The organism is Actinokineospora spheciospongiae, assembly GCF_000564855.1.
Lineage (GTDB): Bacteria > Actinomycetota > Actinomycetes > Mycobacteriales > Pseudonocardiaceae > Actinokineospora > Actinokineospora spheciospongiae.
The window spans coordinates 34,297-53,108 of sequence record NZ_AYXG01000103.1 but is presented as its reverse complement, the minus strand read 5'-3'; the positions used below and the strand labels follow the sequence as shown (position 1 = coordinate 53,108).

The window sequence follows — 18,812 nt, the reverse complement described above, 5'->3', positions numbered from 1 at the left end:
CCAGGGCGTCCCGACGGCGAATGCGCCGGTCGGCCCGCCTCTCAGGATCGGTGGTTCAGCGCGTGGGTGACGGCGTCCTGGGGCGTGCTCGCGGGGATCGCGTCGTCGGCGAGGGGGTTGCCGTGGTGGTCGGTGATGGTCCAGCCGCCCAGGGTGATGACGGGGATGGTGCCGCGCCGTTTGGCGAGGGCGATCTCGGAGAGGGTGCCCCAGGAGCCGCCGATGGCGATGACGGCGTCGGCGGACCAGACGATGACGGCGTTGCGGGCTTCGCCGAGGTTGGTGACGATGACGGCGGACAGGTGGGGGTCGGCGTCGGCGGCGGTGTCGCCGGGGCGGACGCCGATGACGAGGCCGCCTTCGGCGTGGGCTCCGGCGGCGACGGCGGCCATGACCCCGACCCCGCCGCCGCAGATCACCGTCGCGCCCGCCTGGGCGAGCAGGCGCCCGACCTCGCGGGCGTGCTGTTCGTCCTGGGGTGTGCAGTGGCGTGGCCCGCAGACGGCGACCTGGAACGGCATGTGTCGGCGGCCTTCCCTGCTGTGGTTGGTGTTCGTACGGTGATGCCGTGGTCGAGTTCGCGGCTGGTGGGAACTTCGGTGTCGTTGCAGGTGCGGAAATGGGAGACGGTGTGAGCACACCCGGTGCACGGGTGTGCTGTGGTCATGTCGCCGGTGTCCAGGCCCAGGGCCGTGGTGTGGTGCGGCCGCGGAGGCAGTTGACGCGCAGTTGGGCTTCGCGTCGGGTGGAGGGATGTTCGGTGGCGTGTTGGGCGAGGTAACAGGTCATGCGGAGTTCGCGGATGTCGCGGAGCAGCTCGTATCCGGTCCAAGTGGTGACATCGTGGCCGTAGCCGTGGCAGAAGTCCTGGTAGTCCCTGTCGGTGATCCAGCCGAAGCTGAGGTGTTTGACGGCGGTGCTGACAAGGTCCCATTCGGGTGGGCCGATCGCGGTGCGTTCGAGGTCGAGCAGCACGGTGTGCCCGTCGGTGGTGGTGACGACGTTGCCGTCCCAGGCGTCGCCGTGTATGACGCAGACCGGTAGCCCGGCGGGCAGGTCGGCGTGGCGGTCGCGCAGTGTCGTGATGTGATGGCGCAACCATTTGCGGTCGTCTTCGCTGAGGGCGGTGGCGCCATCGACGCGGTCGGTCAGGCGCACGAACGGGTCGAGGGGTTCGAGGAACACGTCGTCGGGGATCGGCAGTTCGTGCAGGCGGCGGACGGCGGCGGCGATCTCGATGGGGGTGCCGTGGCGGTGCTCGGGCAGCTCGGTCCAGAACGTGGCGGCGCGTCCGTGCGTCTCGACGGGGTTGGGGATGTCGAGGGCGCGGACGGCGGGCACGTCGTGACGGGCCAGCCAGCGGGCGACCGCGACTTCCTTGCGTGCGGTGACAGCTCGACCGGGGCGGGAGAGACGGACGACCACACCGTGGGGCAGCCGGTAGAGGGCGTTCTCGCCGAGCCGTAGCGGCTGGGCTCCGTCGGGGTTGAGACCTGCTTGGGCGCAGGCGTCGATCAGTGCGCGGTGGTCGATGTTGTGGGTGTTCACGAGACGGTGGTGAGAGCGGCGATGCGGTGACGCAACTCGCTTGTCCCTGAGGTGGCGTGATGGCGTGCTGCGAAGCCGGAGAGCTGACGCAGGTCGTCGGCGGCGCGGCAGGACCGAATGGTGCCCGCGGTGTCGAGGGCCGCGATACCGATCGCAGTGGCTTCGGCGGGCTCGCCGGTGGCCATGGTCAGTGAGGCGAGCTTGATGCTGGAGATGGCCTTGGAGCGAGTGAACTCGGCGGTGTGGCCGTCGACCGCGGCGGTGAGGCGGGCACGGGCTTCGGTGGGGGAATGGTCGCTGATGGCAAGGTCGAACAGGGCGTGTCCGGTGTCTCCTGCGTGCTGGGCGTCGTCGTAGTAGCCCATCCACTCCGGGTCGTTGACAGGGGTTGCCCTGGCGAAGTGGTCGTCTCGTCTTCTTCGTCAATCTCGCAACTGATGATATTCCCATTTTGCAACTCAATATCGGCGAATTTACGCTCTTCGTCTACATGTCTAACTCGACCAATTAATCCCACTGGGCCAGTGTCATCTGAACCCATACTGTCATGATAACACTATCGGATTACGTTGTAAGATATGTGTTGTGACCGCTGCATCGCACATCCTCGCCACCTGTATGGGCTTCAACCGTGCCCGTGACCCCTGGCAACCGTCTCCGGTCTTCCGATACGCCTTCGAGTTGGCAGGCAACCTGACCAAGCCCAAGGTCTGCTTCATCCCGACCGCCAGCGATGACGACACGGCCAGCATCGAGAGCTTTTACGCGGCCTTCGCCGACACCGATGTAGAGACAAGTCATCTCGCGCTGTCGGCCGACGACCGGCCGCGCGACTTGGCACGTTTTCTCGGTGAGAAAACCCTTGTCTGGGTCGATCGTGGCAACGTGGCCAAGGCTCTGGAGGTCTGGCGGGAGCATGGCCTTGATCAGGTGCTTCGTGACTGCTACGAGCACGGTGTCATCCTCGGTGGAGAGTCCGCGGGTTCGCTGTGCTGGTTTGCTGGCGGTGTCACCGACTCGTTCGGTGAGGTACAGGCACACCGGGACGGCCTGGGCCTGCTGCCGTACAGCAACGCTGTGCACTACGGCGACCGCCGCCAAGTATTTGAGGGCGCGATGCGAGCAGGAGAACTGCCGTCAGAGGGTTATGCCATGGACACTGGAGCCGGACTGCACTTCCAAGGCCACGAGTTGGTGCGCGCGATCAGCGACCGCAAGCACGCCGGGGCTTACCGGGTGACAGCGAACGGCAGCGATGTCCACGAGGAGCCACTGGACGTAACTCGCCTCAAACGGTCCTGACTTGCAAACGGCGGAGCACAGCCTGCATGTCCTCACGACCTCGCCAGCGGGCGAAGGTACGGGCTGCTCGCCCCAGTTCGGCTCGGGCCGACTGTGAGCCGACTGCTTCAATGTCATCGAGAGCAGCCAAGGCGTGGTGCGCGGCTTCTTCGGGTTGCCCGATGTTGGCGTAGGCCCGAGCCACCTTGGCTCTGGTGATCGTGGCAGTACGAGCCGAAGAAGACGACAAGCTGTCCAGGCGCGGTGCCAGGCTGGCAATGGCCTGCTCACCGCGGCCTAGGTAGATGTCGCAGGTGGTCTGGAAGATCGTGAAGAGGTCTTCGGTCAAGACGCTGCGTTGTCCCAGCAGCGCATCACCGCCCTGGACCGGCTTGGACAGCAGCGTCACGGCTTGGTCGAGGGCGCGCGTGCTTGCCTCCTGGTCGCCGAGCAGCGCATGGCCGAAGGCTATCTGTTTGGCAGCCAAGCCCCGCATCCGTGGCGACGACTGGGACTGGGAGATGACCGTTGTGGCGTTGTCGATAGCCCGGCGGCCGTTTCCTGAGAAGCTGACGACCATCATGGAGCGTCGCACGAACCCGTACGCGGACATGGCGTGCCAGTCAGCGGCTTGACCCCACTGGGAGGCTCGGTCGATCCAGTACATCGCGCTCGGTAGGTCGCCTGCCTCCTCGCTGAGCCAACTGAGACTTTCAGCGAAGCGCGCCTGCATCTGGTGGTACTGGGACTGTTCCTTGCTGCCTGCGCGGCGGCGAAGTCCGTCCAAGACGGCCACGCTGCCGGTCAGGCCGTCAATCAACCGGTGAGGATGAAGCGACCGGGTAGCAACTTGGAAGCCGTTATAGGTTGCGGCGAAGTGGTCAAGCGGATCGGTGGTCATATCAAGCGCTTCAACCACTCTCTCGAAGCGGCGGTTCAGCACCGTACCTGCGACACCAACGCTCAGAGAGGCCAGCAGTTCTCGCCGTGAGAGCGGCATCGCTTCACCTCCAAGCAGCGACACAACGAACACATCGCTCTCAGAAGGTACCCTAAATGGGGGCGAATCAGACATGGTGACGGTGCCGTGCAGGAGCGAGACCACTACACCACCTGTGCCGTAGACCTCGTCCAGCTTGGCCGCAAGCCACTCGTGGAGCTGACGTTGGCCACTCTCGACGTACGAGAGCAACGACGGTGCACAGCGGACCTGGCTAGCGACAGCACCCAATGTCAACCCCCGTGCTGTCCGCAGTTCGCGGAGCACTGCTCCTAGCTCAGCATTCCCGGGCACTGCCGCTCCTTGACAGTTCTTCACAACTGGCCGCGACCGATCGACTGCACCCAGTGAAGCACACAAAACTCGTGGTCAGGCACCCGCTGCCTTGAACCCCGCCCCGGGGCGGCGGGTGCCACCCTCACCCCCGAGCCAGGGAGCCGAGACGGATGACCTCACGTCAGGTTGCCAGTCAGCAGCGCACGAGCCGTACCCCGCGTGTTCGGCAGAGGGCAACCGGTCCGCCTGCCTTCAGGGAGGCTGCGCCCCGGCGGAGGTGGTCTTCGGCTACGTCCGCAGTGGCAGTGACCGGCCGGGCTACCTGGAAGGCTGCAAGGAGACCTTGGCGAGCTGGTGTGCCCGGGAGGGCTGGGAGCTGTGGACGGTGTTCACCGACGTCTGTTCGGGGGTCCTGGAGGCCGATGAGCGGCCAGGCTTCACGGGCCTGCTCAATGCCTCGACGAGCGCCAAGTCGCCGCCGTGGTGGTGCTCGACGGCGGTCACCTGTCGCACCGGGTGGAGGTGGTGGCCTCGTTGGTGCGGGAGCTGGTGCTGCGGGACGTCGAGCCGTGGGGCATGGACGGCGGCTTGCCCCCGGACGTCGAGCGAGCGCTGTCCGGTCGCCAGTCGCGGGCCTGGAGCGCCGGTGTGGGGGCATGCCGCGCAGGAAGCCCCGGAGTGAACCTGAGGCATCCGTGACGGTGTCGCTGACGCTCACGGAGCTGGCGGCCGTGGCGCGAGCGACTTGGGCGGTGACGTCCCTGGGTGAGCCGCGCGAGATCAACGGAGCCGACAGCGCCATCCGCAAGCTGCGCCAAGCCGCCAAGGCTCATCCCGCATTACCGGAGCGGTTAGGCGAGCAGTCGTAGAGCAACAGCCGCGTTCTGACCGCCACTACTTCCAATTTGTTCCTTGCCACAGAACGGATGCGTTCCCATGGCTGACCCGAACGACATGCCCTCCAATGCCGCTGAGTCGGACAACCCCTGGAGAGATGACCAGGTGCTCTTGGGTGGCCTGGCCCAGGTCAACGAAGCCTTGTCCGTGTACCTGGTGGCGGCAAGGAGGCGATGACGTGGTGAGCAGTGCGTCGCGGACACCGGTGATGCCCGGCGGGGTCGGTGATCCGGGTGGGCGATCCGTGGTCTGGTGGGGGTCGAACTCCCACTTCCCGGACGAGGTGCACGTCGTGCGGTGTCCCCCTCCGGATGGTGTCGATGACTGGGTGTGGAGCACGTGCCGGGTTCCGGTGGACCTGGTGGGGCCACATCGCCCGCCGAACTTGTTCCTGTGTTCGTGGTGTGCCTGCGCGTTGGTGCGGTTGTTGTTCCCGGGCGGACCGGCCTGGTGCGGGGGTGGCCGGTGACGACGCGGTTCCTGACCCCGTCCGCCCGGATCGGTCGGGCGGCGTGCTCGCGGGTCTTCGAGGGCGGGCACACGTTCCGCCTCGCGGCCGGGGACACCGTGATCGCAGTGTTCCGGGGGGTCTGCATCGAGGAAAAGCGTGTCCTCATCCTCGTGGACCGCCGGTTTCCCGGTGTGGTGATCGAGGGCCCTCAGCCGGTGGTGGCCACGATCCCGAAACCCCTGGGGTTGCAGTGGGCCGACGACCGGGGGCTGACCACGATCGCCCGGGCGTGGCTCGCCGGAACAGCATCGCCCCGAACGCCGAACACCTCTTGGGCAGGCCGCTCCGCGGCCGGGCGCGAGCGGGGCGGGGTGCGATGACGGACGTGCACATCCGTCATCGGGTGTTGGGCATGGCCCTGGCCCGGTGCCGTCGCGATCGTGGACTCACGACCCGGCAGGCCGCGCCCCGGTTGGGGATGTCCTCGGCGGCGGTGAACCGGTCGGAGAACGCCAAACGCCCCTTCGGTCCAGTGGAGGTGGGCGCCGCGTTGGCCGTCTACCAGCCGCCGCCGGATGAGCGTGCCCAGGTGCTGGCCCTCGCCCAGGGGCAACCCGCCACCGGGTGGTGGCAGGTTCCGGGGGCTTTCGGGCCGCACGACGAGGCGGTGGCGGTACTCGAAGCGAGTGCCCGGTCGGTGGTCGAGTTCTCCGCGACCGCACTTCCGCTGGTCGCCCAGACCCCGCACTACACCCGGGCGTTGTGCTGGCACCGCCGCCACGAGGAACACGCGGCCCTGACCCGCGCGGGGCGCAGGCGCGAGATCCTGCTGGACCCCACCCAACCCGACCGCACCCTCATCCTCGACGAAGCCGTCCTGCGTCGCCCCGTCGGCGGTCCGACGGCGATGGCACAGCAGTTGCGGCACCTGGTGGCCTTGGTGCGGGGCAGGCCGGTGGCGGTGCGGGTGGTCCCGTTCCGGGAAGGCGGGTACCGGTCCCCGGGCGACTGCGCGGTGTACCGGATCACCGACGCCCCCACCGTCGTGCACCTGCACTCCGACGCCGCCTCCGGACTGCTCGACGACCCCGCCGACACGCGGGTGGTCGAGGACACGCTGCACGGGCTGCTCTCGATCGCGGCCTCCCCGGACGACAGCGTCGATCTGCTGACCCGCTTCGCCGCCGACCACGAACGCACCGCAGGCCTGTACCCGTGACCACCCACGCCATTGACTGGAAGGGCCTTCACCATGGCAACGATGAACGCGCGGTACTCGCGTGTGGTGTCCGGCGCGGATGCCGTCTCCCCGGTGGAGTTGCGCCGCGAACTGCTGGCCGATGGGTGGAACCTGCTCGCCCGCCGGGCCGGTGACACGGTCATCGGGGGCTACCGCCTCGGCGACGGGCACCGGGAATTCGTGGTGATGGACGAGACCGGGACCGGGCAGGTCTTCCTCGGCCGCTGGGTCGCGGCATCGGACCTCGTCTGGGTCCGGATGGCCGACGGCTGGCGGGAGACGACCCACCTGTTGAACACCTTCCCAGACGAACCAGCCGAACCCTGGCTCCCCGCCCGGCTCGAAGAACTCCTCACCGCCGCACAGCGACGACAAGCCGCACTCCTGACCCCCACCACCGCACCCCAACCCGACGAACGACCACGAGGAACCCGCACCCATGCCAGAACACGGCACCGCCTTTGACACCCCGCGCGCGGACGGCAACGGCGTCCGCGCGAAGACCCTGCGGGGACTGCTGGTGGCCCGCGAACTCGACACCGCTCGGCTGGCCCGCAGTCTCACCACCCGGGAACTCGCCGGGCAGATGACCATGTCGCCCGCGATGCTCAACCGGGTCATGACGGGCCGCCGCGTTCCCACCGCCCTGGAGATCGGCGGGCTGTGCGGCCTGCTCGACATCGACCCGGCCCGCCGACCCCACCTCTACCGGCTGACCGCCGACGCCGACCTGACCGAGTGGATCATCCGCCCCGGCGCCGGGACGAGCGCGCTCGGCGCGATCGAGGAGGTCGCGGACACCGCCACCTGGCTCGACCCCCTGCTCATCCCCCGCCCGCTGCGGACCGCCGCGTACCACCACGCCCTCGGTCACCCGATCGGTGATCACCAGTCCCCCGAGCCGGCGGCCCCGCCGACCGACCGGTTCCTCCTGCACCCCCGTGCCCTCACCCACCCCGCGATACCCGCGGACGTCATGGGCGAGCAGTTGCTGCACCTGTGCCACACCGCCCCGAACACCATCCGCCTGCTGCCCGCCACCTTCCCGCCACACCCGGGTTTCCGGGTCCTGCACATCGACCACTTCCCACCCGTGGTCCACATCGACCACCACGGCACCCACGTCATCCTGGAAAGCCCCGACTCCACCGCCGCGCACACGACACTGCTGCGCGCCGCCACGACGGCCGCGGCCACCGCGGAACACACCCGACGGACACTGACCGATCTCGCGGCACGGACGGGCACCGTCGGATGAGTCCACCCGGAGCCCTCCGCGATGCTCGACGGCACCGAACGCGCGCGGCGACGGACCCCACGTCGAGTACGACGCGGGGGTCCGTCGCCGTCCTGAGTCGAGCGGCGCCTCGGTACCCGGGATCAGCCCCAGGGGTCGGCGTAGGTGATCCTGGCCAGCTCCGCCGCCACGTCGTAGGTCGGCTCGGGCGGCGTCGGCGCCAGCTCCTCCAGCGTCTCCAGCAGCACGCTCGCCACGGCCCAGTTCCGGTACCACTTGCGGTCGGCGGGGACGATGTACCAGGGGGCCGCCGCGGTCCCGCACCGCTCCAGCGCCGCCCGGTAGGCCTCCTCGTACTCCGTCCACCGCGACCGGGCCACCAGGTCGGCCGGGTCGTACTTCCACTGCTTGGCCGGGGTCTCCAGCCGGGCGATCAGCCGCTCCCGCTGCTCCTCCGGGGAGATGTGCAGGAACACCTTCACCACGGTCGTCCCCGCCTCGGCCAGCTCGGCCTCGAACTCGTTGATCGCGAAGTACCGCGCGTCCCACACCTCGCGCGGCACCAGCTCCTGCACCCGCGCGATCAGCACGTCCTCGTAGTGCGAGCGGTCGAACACGCCGATGTACCCCGGTGGGGGCACCTGCTTGCGGACCCGCCACAGGAAGTCGTGCCGCAGCTCCTGCCGGGTCGGCGCCTTGAACGAGGTGACCCGCAGGCCCTGCGGGTTGACCAGCCCGCAGACGTGGGAGACCGTGCCGCCCTTGCCCGAGGTGTCCATGCCCTGCAGCACCAGCAGCACCGAGCGGCGGGACTCCGCGTACAGCGCCTCCTGCAGCACGGCGAGCCGCTCGCCCGTCGCGGCGAGGAGGTCGGCCGCCTCGGCCTTGGTCGCCGGGCCCACCGGGGTGTCGCGCGGACCCAGGTGCAGGCCCGAACCGGGGCGCACCCGCAGCGCGTCCCGAACGGACGGGACCGTCTTCTTCGCCATGCCCGAGAGCGTAGCCGGGCGGATGCAACGAACCCGCGCCAGAGTCGGTCAGCGCGCAACGAATGCACGCCACAAGCAACACCCGACGGCTGAAACCGACGTCCACGTGCGCCTAGCCTGGTCGCATGACCGCGACCGTGCCCCCCGCCACCACCCTGCCCGACCACATCGCGCTGGCCGAGCAGTGGAGCACGCACAACTACCACCCGCTGCCGGTGGTGGTCGCCGAGGCGCAGGGGGCCTGGGTGACCGATGTGCGCGGTCGGCGGTACCTGGATTTCCTGGCAGGCTACTCGGCGCTCAACTTCGGGCACCGCCACCCGGCGCTGGTCGCCGCCGCCGTCGACCAGCTCGGGAAGCTGACCCTGACCAGCCGCGCGTTCCACCACGACCAGTTCGGGCTGTTCTGCCGGGAGCTGGCGGAGCTGACCGGCACCGACCTCGTGCTGACGATGAACACCGGCGCCGAGGCGGTCGAGTCCGCGATCAAGGTCGCCCGGAAGTGGGCGTACGAGGTCAAGGGCGTCCCGGCCGACACCGCCGAGGTCATCGTGGTGGGCGGCAACTTCCACGGCCGCACCACCACCATCGTCTCCTTCTCCACCGACCCCACCGCCCGCGACGGCTTCGGCCCGTTCACCCCCGGTTTCCGCGTGGTCCCCTACGGCGACACCGCAGCGTTGCAGGCGGCCATCACCGACCGCACCGCCGCCGTCCTGGTCGAACCCATCCAGGGCGAGGCGGGCGTGGTCGTCCCGCCGCCGGACTACCTCCCCGCCGTCCGCCGCCTCTGCGACGCCAACGACGTGCTGCTCATCGCCGACGAGATCCAATCCGGCCTGGCCCGCACCGGCACCCTGTTCGCCCTCGACCACGAGGGCGTCCGCGCCGACCTCTACACCCTGGGCAAGGCCCTCGGCGGCGGCATCCTCCCCGTCTCCGCGGTCGTCGGCCGCCGCGACGTGCTCGGCGTGCTGCGCCCCGGCGAACACGGCTCCACCTTCGGCGGCAACCCGCTGGCCTGCGCCGTCGGCCGGGCCGTGGTGCGCCTGCTGGCCACCGGCGAGTTCCAGGAGCGCTCCACCACCCTCGGCGCCCACCTGCACGGCAGGCTCGGCGACCTCGTCGGCCACGGCGTGACCCGGGTCCACGGCCGCGGCCTGTGGGCGGGCGTCGAACTCACCGACCGGACCGGCCGCGCCGCGTCGGAGGCCCTGATGGCGCGCGGGGTGCTGTGCAAGGAGACCCACGGCACCACGCTGCGCATGGCCCCGCCCCTGGTCGTCACCGAAGCCGAGATCGACCACGGCATCGACACCCTGGCGCAGGTCATCGCCTGACCCCGTTCCCGCCCACCCGCACCCCGGCCTGCCCGCGACGCCCGTCGCGGGCAGGCCGGTCCCGTTCGGTCGGTGCGCCCGGAGTGCCCGCGCGGCTGCCTCCGAGGGCAACGGCGACCGCGGTCGCGCCCCTACCGTTGGCGGGGCAACACCGAGACCTGCCGCTCCCGGCCGGTGCCGCGACCAGGTGAAGGGAAGAGGCGCAGATGGACCAGGCCCTCGACGGCGCGCTGCGTGTCCTGCTTGACCACGACGTGCGCGACCCCGAGCTGCTGTTCACCGTGGTGGTCGAGGTCTACCAGGACCTGGACTCCGCGGGCAGCTCCGACTTCGACGCCCTGCGCGCCGCCCTCCTCGACCGCGCCGCGGTGGAGGGGTTCCCCGCCGCGGGCGAGGAATTGGCGCGGTACGCGGAGGGCAACGGCGGGGTGGAGCTGTTCCGCGCGGCCCAGGACGCCGGGGTCGCGACGCTGGCGGCGGAATTGCGGGGCATGGCCGCCGCCACCGAAGCGGAGCCCGAGGTGGACGACACGGCGTACGACGAGGGGGAGTGGGCCGCGTTCCTGCAGGAGTACGGGCCCTCCTGGGACGGGCAGGAGGAGAACTGGTCCGGGTTCGTGGACTACTTCCTTTTCTACGCCGCGGAGCGCGGCGTCGCCGCGCCCGCCAGGTCCTTCGTCGAGTACGCCGCGGACTCCGGGGACCGGGTGGGCTTCTTCGCGGGCTACGGCATCGCGATCGCGACCGCCGCGGAACCGGAGGCCGAACCCGACCCCGAGGTGTGGGCGGCGTTCCTGGCCGAGTTCGGACCGTCCTGGGACGGCACCGAGGAGGCGTGGGAGACCTTCACCCCGTACTTCCTCTTCTACGCCGACGAACGCGGTGTGCGGTCCTTCGCCGAGGCGTTCCTGGAGCACGCCCCGGCCACCACACCCGAGCGGGTCGAGTACTTCGCCGACTACGGCATCGTGATCGCCACCCCGGTGCCAGCGGCCCAGTCCGATGAGGACGACGTGCTCGAAGCGCTGGAGAACCTGTTCAGCCCCGAGGAGATCGCCGAGGCGCAGGACCGGTTCGGCGAGATCGCCCAGGAGTCCGACGCGATCCCGGACGCGGCCGTGGACGACCTGAACGAGGCCTTCGCCCAGCTCGTCGCCGAGATGCCGGAAGCGGCCGCGCTGTCGCGGGAGCAGATGGCGCAACTGCTGGCGAGCATCCCGGCCGACCGGCTGTGAACACCCGCACCCACGCCGAACGAGAGGACCACCAGCCGTGACCAGCCAGGAAGCGGTCGACCTGACGGCGTTCCTAGAGCCGCTGCTCGCCAAGTACCGCGCCGTCAAGACCGCGCGGGGCGAGGACGGCGCGGCGATCACCGAGGCCGACCTGGCGCTGCTGATCGCCGAGTTGCAGGAGAGCGCCCTCAACCCCGCCGTCGAACAGGTGCTGGCGGAGGTGCCCGGCGCCGCCGCGCTGCCGCCGGAGCAGCTCGGCGAGATCCTGTCCACCGCCCTGGCCGAGGTCATCGTGAAAGCGATGGCGGGCGAAGCGAGCTGAACCCCCGCACCACCCACCCAGGACCCGCCCACGGTCACCAGAGGAGCGCGAAGCGATGACCGACCCCACCCCCGCCGCGGACCCGGCCGCGGTGCTGGCCGCGGCCAAGACCGCCATCCAGCAGCACGCCCGCCCGGCGCTTGCCCGGATCGGTCGCCAGAACGCCGACGTCACCGCCCCCGCCCCCGCGGCCGTCGCCGCGCTCACCTTCGGCCCGGTCGTGCAGACCCTGACCACGCACGCCCCGGTCGCCGCCCTGCTCCAGGGCGGCGTCGACCCGGCGCTGCGGCAGCGGGTGGACGAGTACCGGCTGCTCTTCGACAACCACATGGCCTTCTCGAACGGGATGCTCGCCCAGTGCGGGGACGTCATGGCCGCCTGTGACAGGCTGGCCGACTTCGAGTTCATGCACGCCACCGGGCACGGCAAGGCCGCCCTCGCCGCGCGGGCCGCGTTGCAGGACTGCGTGGTGCGCGGCCTGGCGGCGGAGAACGCGCTGCGCAGGCACGCCCAGTCGATCCCCCTGGCGCGCACCGACGCGGACTTCGCGAAGTTCGACGTGTTCGTCCGCGAGGAACTGGTCCCGCTGATCGAGCAGACGAAGCAGGTCATGACCAAGGCGGGGGCGGACTTCGCCGGGGCCGTCGAGTTCGAGTCCATCAAGGCGCTCGTGGTCCTGGACCCCGGCAAGCAGCGCAAGGCCCTGCAGGCCGGGCTGTGGATCATCGACCAGTGCGCCAACGCGATGCAGTTCAGCGGTGGCCTGTTCGGGGTGGTGCCCTCGCCGTTCACCACACCGGTGGCGGTGGGGTTGAGCAACGCCGCGACCGGCATCAAGGTGCTGATGGCCTTCGCGGGCAAGGCCGCGCTGTCCGCGCAGGCCGCCGCGGCGGTGAAGGACTACCAGGCGAACCACCAGAAGGGCGCGCAGTTCGCCGAGCACAACGCCGACCCCACCAAGATGCACCGGATGCTGACCGAGAAGCACATGGCGAACCTGGAGATCACCCTGGTGTGCGCCGACGGGCTGATCGGCGTGGGCACCAGCTTCTTCTCACCGCTGGGCCTGGTCTGGGACGTCGCCCGCAAGGGCATCACCAGCGCGATGCAGGGCTACCTCGGCCAGCGCCTGGCCCTGCTCCAGGAACTGCTGGGCAAGACGCAGGACACCGAGTCGGTCATCGTGTCGTTCGGCACGAGCCTGTTCGAGGAGTTCCGGGGCAACATCTTCACCATCCTCAACCCGCTGGACGCGCTCAAGGGCGCGGTGCTCGACCAGCTCGGCACCCGCATCGCCGAGATGATCGTGGAACGGTTGCCGATCGACCCGGCGCAGCCGGTGAACGGCTCGGCCATGCAGGCGGGCGTCGACTCCCTCGCCGAGGCGATGATCGCCGGGATGCCCAAGGTCGCGGTGGTCCAACCGCCCACGCCCGCCGCCACCGCGGCGGCGAGCAGGCCCACGGCCGACAACGCGGGCAACCCCGTGCAGTCGATCCTCAGCGGGGTCAAGACCGACGACCAGAACCGCGAGTACCGCAACGTCAAGATCGGTGGGCGGACCGGCGCGCTGTACGCGGACAACGGGGAGTTCGTGCCGGGGCCGATGGACGTGGTCAGCGAGGCGCTGATGGCCGTGCTGCCCGGCAGCGACGCCAAGGGCAGGCCGGTCGCGGAGGTCGACCTCGACACCGACTTCGCACCGGGCGCGCCCGGCACTGAGGGGGCGGACTTCAAGGGGCGCCCGCTGCGGGTGCGCGTCGCGGGCTACTGGGGCTTCATCGACTCCGCGGCCCCGAACGCCTTCTGGCCGATGGACGTCGACCCGACCGGGTTCGCCGACTGGAGCGACCGCGAGATCAAGCCGGACGGCTACATGCAGGCGGGCAAGCTGGTGAAGGGCCGGTGGCACAAGCCCTTCCCCGAGCGCTCCCACCTGCTCTTCGCGGCGGAGGACGGCACGCACCACTGGGCCAAGCCGCAGGACAACACCGGCAACGGCAAGGGCGCGGGCGCCACGATCGCCAGCCTGGCCACGAAGGTCAAGGACGGCTACGACCTGCGCGAGCTGTAGGCGGGAACCGCCCCGCACCGGCCGCCACCGGTGCGGGGCGGCCCGGTCAGCGCAGTGCCGGGATCACCTCGTCCCCGTAGGCCGCCAGCGTCTTCTCCCGCTCGTCGTGCATCAGGTAGACCGCGAACTGGTCCACCCCCAGCTCCTTGAGCTGCTGGAGCCGCCGCACGTGCGCCGAGGCGGGACCCACCAGGCAGAAGCGGTCCACGATGTCGTCGGGCACGAAGTCCGTCGACGGGTTGCCCGCCCTGCCGTGGTGGGCGTAGTCGTAGGACTCGCGGCCCCGGATGTACTCGGTCAGCTCCTTCGGGACCGGCCCGGACTCGCCGTAGCGGGCGACCAGGTCGGCCACGTGGTTGCCGACCATGCCGCCGAACCAGCGGAGCTGGTCGCGCTGGTGGGCGAGGTCGTCGCCGACGTAGGCCGGGGCGGCGACGCACACGGTGATCCCGCCCGGGTCGCGTCCCGCCGCGCCCGCCGCCTCGCGCACCGCGCCGATGGTCCACTCGGCGATCGCCGGGTCGGCGGTTTGCAGGATGAACCCGTCGGCGTGCTCGCCGACCAGCTTCAACGCCTTCGGCCCGTACGCGGCCATCCACACCTCCAGCCGCCCGTCGCGCACCCACGGGATGCGGACCGGTCCGCCGTGGTGCTCGACCTCGCGGCCCTCGGCCAGTTCCCGGATGACGTGCATCGACTCGCGCAGCACCGCCAGCGACGCGGGCCGCTGCCCGATCACCCGGCGGGCCGAGTCGCCCCGGCCGATGCCGCAGACGGTGCGGTTGCCGAACATGTCGTTGAGGGTGGCGAACAGCGACGCCGTCACCGACCAGTCGCGGGTGCTCGGGTTGGTCACCATCGGCCCGACCACCAGCGACCGGGTCTGGGCCAGGATCTGCGAGTAGACGACGAACGGTTCCTGCCACAGCACGCACGAGTCGAACGTCCAGCCGTGGCTGAACCCGCGCTGCTCGGCCTCCACCATCAGCCGCACCACGTCGCTCGCGGGCGGGTCGGTCTGCAACACCACACCGAAGTCCATGCCGATCCTCCTAAAGCAGGTACTGGGAGAGGTCGCGCTTCAGAAATCGTCCGTGTCCGGGCTTGCCGTGGAAAGCGCCGTCGGCGATGACCACCGAACCCCGGGAGAGCACCACGTCCACCCTGCCGGTGATCTCCATGCCCTCGTAGGCGGAGTAGTCCACGTTCATGTGGTGGGTCAGCGCGGAGATGGTCTGCGTCGCCGCCGGGTCGTAGACCACCACGTCGGCGTCGGCGCCGGGGGAAATGGTCCCCTTGCGGCCGGCCAGGCCGAACATCCGAGCCGGGGTGGTGGAGCTGATCTCCACCCAGCGCTCCAGGGTGATCTCCCCGGCCACCACGCCCTGGTGCAGCAGGTCCATCCGGTGCTCCACGCCGGGCATCCCGTTCGGGATCTTGGAGAAGTCGTCCCTGCCGAGCACCTTCTGGTCCTCGAAGCAGAACGGGCAGTGGTCGGTGGAGACCACCGACAGGTCGTTGGTCCGCAGCCCCCGCCACAGGTCCGCCTGGTGGTCCCTGGTCCGCAGCGGCGGCGAGGCCACGTACTTGGCGCCCTCGAAACCGGGTTTCGCCATGTCCTCGATCGACAGGTACAGGTACTGCGGGCAGGTCTCGGCGAACACGTTCTGCCCGGTGTTCCTGGCCGCCGCCACCGCCTCCAGCGCGTGCCGGGCCGACAGGTGCACGATGTAGAGCGGCGCCCCGGTGACCCCCGCCAGCGCGATCGCCCGCGACGTCGCCTCGCCCTCCAGCTCCGGCGGCCGGGTCAGCCCGTGCTCCACCGGGGCGGTCCGGCCCTCGGCCAGCGCCTGCGCCACGAGCTGGTCGATGGCGATGCCGTTCTCCGCGTGCATCATGATCATCGAGCCGGTCTCGGTGGCCCGCCGCATGGCGCGCAGGATGTCGCCGTCGGTGGAGTAGAAGACGCCGGGGTAGGCCATGAACATCTTGAAGCTGTTCACGCCCGCGTCGATGCACGGCCGCATCTCCTTGAGCGAACCGTCGTCCACCTCGGAGATGATCATGTGGAAGCCGTAGTCGACGGCGCAGTCGCCGTCCGCCTTCGCGTGCCACTTGTCCAGGGTGGCCAGCAGCGACGTGCCGCGCGCCTGCACCGCGAAGTCGATGATCGTGGTGGTCCCGCCCCACGCCGCCGCCTCGGTGCCGGTGGCGAAGGTGTCGTGCGAGAACGTCCCGCCGAAGGGCATCTCCATGTGCGTGTGCGCGTCGATGCCGCCGGGGATCACGTACTTGCCGGTGGCGTCGATCGTCCGGTCCGCCTCGGTGATCAACCCCGGGGCGGTGACCGCGGTGATGACCTCGCCGTCCACGACCACGTCCGCGTGCGCGCGGCCGGTGGCGTTGACGACGGTCCCTCCCGTGATGATGGTGCGCATCCGTGGGCCTTTCAGGGCTTGGTGAGCGAGTCGTAGCTGTCGGGGCGGCGGTCCCGGTAGAACTGCCACAGGTCCCGCACCTCGGCGAGCAACCCCATGTCCAGGTCGCGCACCACGACCTCCTCCTCCGTGTCCGACGCCGCCTCCCCGACGAGCTGCCCGCGCGGGTCGGCGAAGTAGGTCTGCCCGTAGAAGTCGTTGTCGCCCAGCGGTTCCACACCCACCCGGTTGATCGCGCCGACGAAGTACTCGTTCGCCACCGCCGCCGCGGGCTGCTCCAACCGCCACAGGTACTGCGACAGCCCCCGGCTCGTCGCCGACGGGTTGAACACGATCTTCGCCCCGGCCAGGCCCAGCGCCCGCCAACCCTCCGGGAAGTGCCGGTCGTAGCAGATGTAGACGCCGATGCGGCCCACCGCGGTGTCGAAGATCGGGTAGTCCATGTTGCCGGGGCGGAAGTAGAACTTCTCCCAGAACCCCTTCACCTGCGGGATGTGGTTCTTGCGGTACTTGCCCAGGTAGGTGCCGTCGGCGTCGATCACCGCGGCGGTGTTGTAGTAGACGCCCACCTGCTCCTGCTCGTACATCGGTGCGACGATGACGATCCCGTGCCGGGCCGCGACCTCGCACAGCAGCTCGGTCGTCGGGCCGTCGGGGATGCCCTCGGTGTAGGAGTAGTAGTCCGCGTCCTGCACCTGGCAGAAGTACGGGCCGTAGAACAGCTCTTGCAGGCACACCACCTGGGCGCCCTGCGACGCCGCGGTCGCGATGTGGTCCACCGCGGCCCTGATCATCGAATCCTTGTCGCCGGTCCACTTCTGCTGGATGAGACCGGCCCTGACGACGTCAGACACGGACTTCCCCTTCCTGTGGGCGGGAGTTGTCCCGGTTGGGCAGTGACACGACGGTGTGGACGAGGAGGGCGGAGACGAACCCGACCGCCCAGTTGTAGTCGTAGAGCGGCTTGAGGAACGGGATCAGCCCGTCGTCGGGGAACGGCCCGCCGTACGCGCCGCCCACGGCCAGCACGGCACCGACCACCGTCGCCAGCACGGCCTTGGGGTTCCACCCGCCGGTGAACCAGTAGCGGCCCCCCTCGGCGTAGAGGTCGGCCACGTCGAGCCGGGTCTTGAGGACGAACCAGTACCCCGCGACCAGCACCCCCGCGATCGCCGCGAGCACCCCGCCGTAGAAGCCCAGCCAGGCGAAGATGTAGATGCCCGGGTCGGAGATCAGCCGCCACGGCATGATCACGACCCCGATCACCCCGGTGATCAGCCCACCCGCGGCGAAGGTGATCCGCTTCGGGAACGCGTTGGAGAAGTCGTAGGACGGGCTGACCACGTTCGCCGCGAGGTTGCACGAGACGGTCGCCAGCACCAGCGCCACCAGGGCGATCACCACCAGCACCGGGTTGTCGAACTTCGCCGCCAGCAGCGCCGGGTCCCACAGGTCCGGGTCCTCCCCGTAGAGCAACTGCCCACCGGAGGTCGTCAGGATCGCCACCACCGCGATGAACGTCATGGTCGTCGGCAGCCCCAGGACCTGCCCGCGCACCTGGGTCTTCTGCCCGCCGCCGAACCGGGTGAAGTCCGGCATGTTCAGCGACAGCGTCGCCCAGAACGCGATCATCGCCATCAGCGAGGGCGCGAACACCGCCCAGAACCCCGACCCCCACCCCAGCCTCGACGGCGCCGCCAGGATCGGCCCCAGCCCACCGGCCTTGACCAGCACGTACCCCAGCAGGATCAGGAACCCCACCGACACCAGCGGGGCGGTCCAGTTCTCGAACCGCCGGATCGCCTCCATCCCCCGCCAGATGATCGCCATCTGCACCACCCAGAACAGCAGGAAGCTCACCCACAGCGTCCACGGCTGGTCGGCCACCCGCGCCGCGTCCACCCACCCGGCCCCGGCGAGCTTGCCCACGATCACGTACACCGCCTGCCCGCCCACCCAGGTCTGGATGCCGAACCACCCGCAGGCGATGAACCCCCGCAGCAGCGCCGCCAGGTTCGCCCCGCGCACCCCGAAGAACGCCCGGGCGAACACCGGGAACGGGATGCCGTACTTGGTGCCCGCGTGGCTGTTGAGCAACATCGGCACCAACACGATCAGGTTGCCGACCACGATCGTCATCAACGCCTGCACCCAGCTCATCCCCAACGCGATCAACGAGGCGGCGAGGGTGTAGCTGGGGATGTTGTGCGCCATCCCCATCCACAGCGCGAAGTAGTTGTAGGTCGTCCAGGTCCGCTGCGCCACCGGGACCGGCGCCAACTCGGCGTTGTGGAACCGGCTGCCCTCGATGCCGGACCGGTCGGTGAGTTCGACCCGGCCGTCCGGGAGGGTGCGCTGGGTGCCGCCGGTTTCCGCAGTGGCCATCATCCGCTCCGATGCTCGGGATCAGAGTTCCACCCCGGCATCCTTCGGGCAGGTCGAGGTCACCCGGCAGTGTCACTGTGTTCAGCCTTCGACCACTCG

The 18,812-nt window shown here is 69.9% G+C and carries 19 protein-coding genes and 1 pseudogene; 10 read left to right on the top strand and 10 right to left on the bottom strand.

The window, feature by feature from the left end; translation table 11 throughout:
- Nucleotides 1–41 precede the first annotated feature (41 nt).
- From UO65_RS14730 to UO65_RS14720, 3 genes are all read right to left on the bottom strand, one after another.
- Nucleotides 42–521 carry an SLOG cluster 4 domain-containing protein gene (locus UO65_RS14730; RefSeq protein ID WP_035282933.1) on the bottom strand — a complete coding sequence of 160 codons (480 nt, stop codon included), beginning with the start codon at nucleotides 519–521 and terminating at the stop codon, nucleotides 42–44.
- Nucleotides 522–663: 142 nt separating this feature from the next.
- Complete coding sequence (locus UO65_RS14725; RefSeq protein WP_084175584.1) at nucleotides 664–1,548, bottom strand: phosphotransferase enzyme family protein; 885 nt, start codon at nucleotides 1,546–1,548, stop codon at nucleotides 664–666.
- The gene (locus UO65_RS14720) at nucleotides 1,545–1,913 is read right to left on the bottom strand and encodes a hypothetical protein (RefSeq protein ID WP_052021181.1); all 369 of its coding nucleotides are present in this window, start codon (nucleotides 1,911–1,913) and stop codon (nucleotides 1,545–1,547) included. The genes UO65_RS14725 and UO65_RS14720 overlap by 4 nt, the downstream gene beginning before the upstream one ends.
- A 220-nt stretch (nucleotides 1,914–2,133) precedes the next feature.
- Between UO65_RS14720 and UO65_RS14715 the strand changes: the two genes are divergently transcribed.
- Nucleotides 2,134–2,850, top strand: a complete 717-nt coding sequence (locus UO65_RS14715; protein WP_233427581.1) for a Type 1 glutamine amidotransferase-like domain-containing protein — start codon at nucleotides 2,134–2,136, stop codon at nucleotides 2,848–2,850.
- On the opposite strand, the gene UO65_RS14710 is transcribed toward UO65_RS14715, so the two are convergent.
- Nucleotides 2,837–3,934 carry a hypothetical protein gene (locus UO65_RS14710; protein WP_233427580.1) on the bottom strand — a complete coding sequence of 366 codons (1,098 nt, stop codon included), beginning with the start codon at nucleotides 3,932–3,934 and terminating at the stop codon, nucleotides 2,837–2,839. The two genes, UO65_RS14715 and UO65_RS14710, sit on opposite strands and share 14 nt — an antisense overlap.
- 6 nt (nucleotides 3,935–3,940) lie before the next feature.
- A pseudogene (locus tag UO65_RS38985) lies at nucleotides 3,941–4,096 on the bottom strand (helix-turn-helix domain-containing protein); the annotation flags it as partial.
- Nucleotides 4,097–4,585: 489 nt separating this feature from the next.
- On the opposite strand from UO65_RS38985, the gene UO65_RS14700 reads away from it, so the two are divergent.
- From UO65_RS14700 to UO65_RS14680, 5 genes are all read left to right on the top strand, one after another.
- Nucleotides 4,586–4,804 carry a hypothetical protein gene (locus UO65_RS14700; RefSeq protein ID WP_152552101.1) on the top strand — a complete coding sequence of 73 codons (219 nt, stop codon included), beginning with the start codon at nucleotides 4,586–4,588 and terminating at the stop codon, nucleotides 4,802–4,804.
- 663 nt (nucleotides 4,805–5,467) lie between these two features.
- Nucleotides 5,468–5,833, top strand: a complete 366-nt coding sequence (locus tag UO65_RS36750) for a hypothetical protein (protein WP_161784468.1) — start codon at nucleotides 5,468–5,470, stop codon at nucleotides 5,831–5,833.
- Nucleotides 5,830–6,672 carry a helix-turn-helix domain-containing protein gene (locus UO65_RS36745; RefSeq protein ID WP_161784467.1) on the top strand — a complete coding sequence of 281 codons (843 nt, stop codon included), beginning with the start codon at nucleotides 5,830–5,832 and terminating at the stop codon, nucleotides 6,670–6,672. The genes UO65_RS36750 and UO65_RS36745 overlap by 4 nt, the downstream gene beginning before the upstream one ends.
- A 42-nt stretch (nucleotides 6,673–6,714) precedes the next feature.
- Entirely contained in the window at nucleotides 6,715–7,158 is a 444-nt protein-coding gene (locus UO65_RS14685; RefSeq protein WP_035282920.1) for a hypothetical protein, read from the top strand.
- Nucleotides 7,133–7,951, top strand: coding sequence for a helix-turn-helix domain-containing protein (locus UO65_RS14680; protein WP_035282918.1), 819 nt, complete (start codon nucleotides 7,133–7,135; stop codon nucleotides 7,949–7,951). The genes UO65_RS14685 and UO65_RS14680 overlap by 26 nt, the downstream gene beginning before the upstream one ends.
- 122 nt (nucleotides 7,952–8,073) lie before the next feature.
- Here the strand turns inward: UO65_RS14680 and UO65_RS14675 are convergent, their stop codons facing one another.
- Nucleotides 8,074–8,919, bottom strand: coding sequence for a polyphosphate kinase 2 family protein (locus tag UO65_RS14675; RefSeq protein WP_035282917.1), 846 nt, complete (start codon nucleotides 8,917–8,919; stop codon nucleotides 8,074–8,076).
- 125 nt (nucleotides 8,920–9,044) lie between these two features.
- Between UO65_RS14675 and rocD the strand changes: the two genes are divergently transcribed.
- The 4 genes from rocD (at nucleotide 9,045) to UO65_RS14655 (ending at nucleotide 13,890) form a co-directional block, all read left to right on the top strand.
- Entirely contained in the window at nucleotides 9,045–10,259 is a 1,215-nt protein-coding gene (rocD, locus tag UO65_RS14670) for an ornithine--oxo-acid transaminase (protein WP_035282916.1), read from the top strand.
- 206 nt (nucleotides 10,260–10,465) lie between these two features.
- Nucleotides 10,466–11,494, top strand: a complete 1,029-nt coding sequence (locus UO65_RS14665) for a hypothetical protein (RefSeq protein ID WP_035282914.1) — start codon at nucleotides 10,466–10,468, stop codon at nucleotides 11,492–11,494.
- A 37-nt stretch (nucleotides 11,495–11,531) separates the two neighbouring features.
- A complete protein-coding gene (locus tag UO65_RS14660) occupies nucleotides 11,532–11,816 on the top strand; it encodes a hypothetical protein (protein WP_035282912.1) in 285 nt (94 codons plus the stop codon).
- A 55-nt stretch (nucleotides 11,817–11,871) separates the two neighbouring features.
- On the top strand, nucleotides 11,872–13,890 hold the full coding sequence (locus UO65_RS14655) for a hypothetical protein (RefSeq protein WP_035282910.1): 2,019 nt from the start codon (nucleotides 11,872–11,874) through the stop codon (nucleotides 13,888–13,890).
- Between the two features lie 46 nt (nucleotides 13,891–13,936).
- On the opposite strand, the gene UO65_RS14650 is transcribed toward UO65_RS14655, so the two are convergent.
- Genes UO65_RS14650 through UO65_RS14635 form a run of 4 tightly spaced genes read right to left on the bottom strand, consistent with a single transcriptional unit; the run spans nucleotide 13,937 to nucleotide 18,713 of the window.
- On the bottom strand, nucleotides 13,937–14,932 hold the full coding sequence (locus tag UO65_RS14650) for a TIGR03842 family LLM class F420-dependent oxidoreductase (RefSeq protein WP_035282908.1): 996 nt from the start codon (nucleotides 14,930–14,932) through the stop codon (nucleotides 13,937–13,939).
- A gap of 10 nt (nucleotides 14,933–14,942) precedes the next feature.
- Nucleotides 14,943–16,328, bottom strand: coding sequence for a dihydropyrimidinase (gene hydA / locus UO65_RS14645; protein ID WP_035282907.1), 1,386 nt, complete (start codon nucleotides 16,326–16,328; stop codon nucleotides 14,943–14,945).
- A gap of 11 nt (nucleotides 16,329–16,339) precedes the next feature.
- A complete protein-coding gene (locus UO65_RS14640) occupies nucleotides 16,340–17,182 on the bottom strand; it encodes a nitrilase-related carbon-nitrogen hydrolase (RefSeq protein ID WP_035282905.1) in 843 nt (280 codons plus the stop codon).
- The gene (locus tag UO65_RS14635) at nucleotides 17,175–18,713 is read right to left on the bottom strand and encodes an NCS1 family nucleobase:cation symporter-1 (protein WP_411431359.1); all 1,539 of its coding nucleotides are present in this window, start codon (nucleotides 18,711–18,713) and stop codon (nucleotides 17,175–17,177) included. The genes UO65_RS14640 and UO65_RS14635 overlap by 8 nt, the downstream gene beginning before the upstream one ends.
- Between the last annotated feature and the right edge of the window lie 99 nt (nucleotides 18,714–18,812).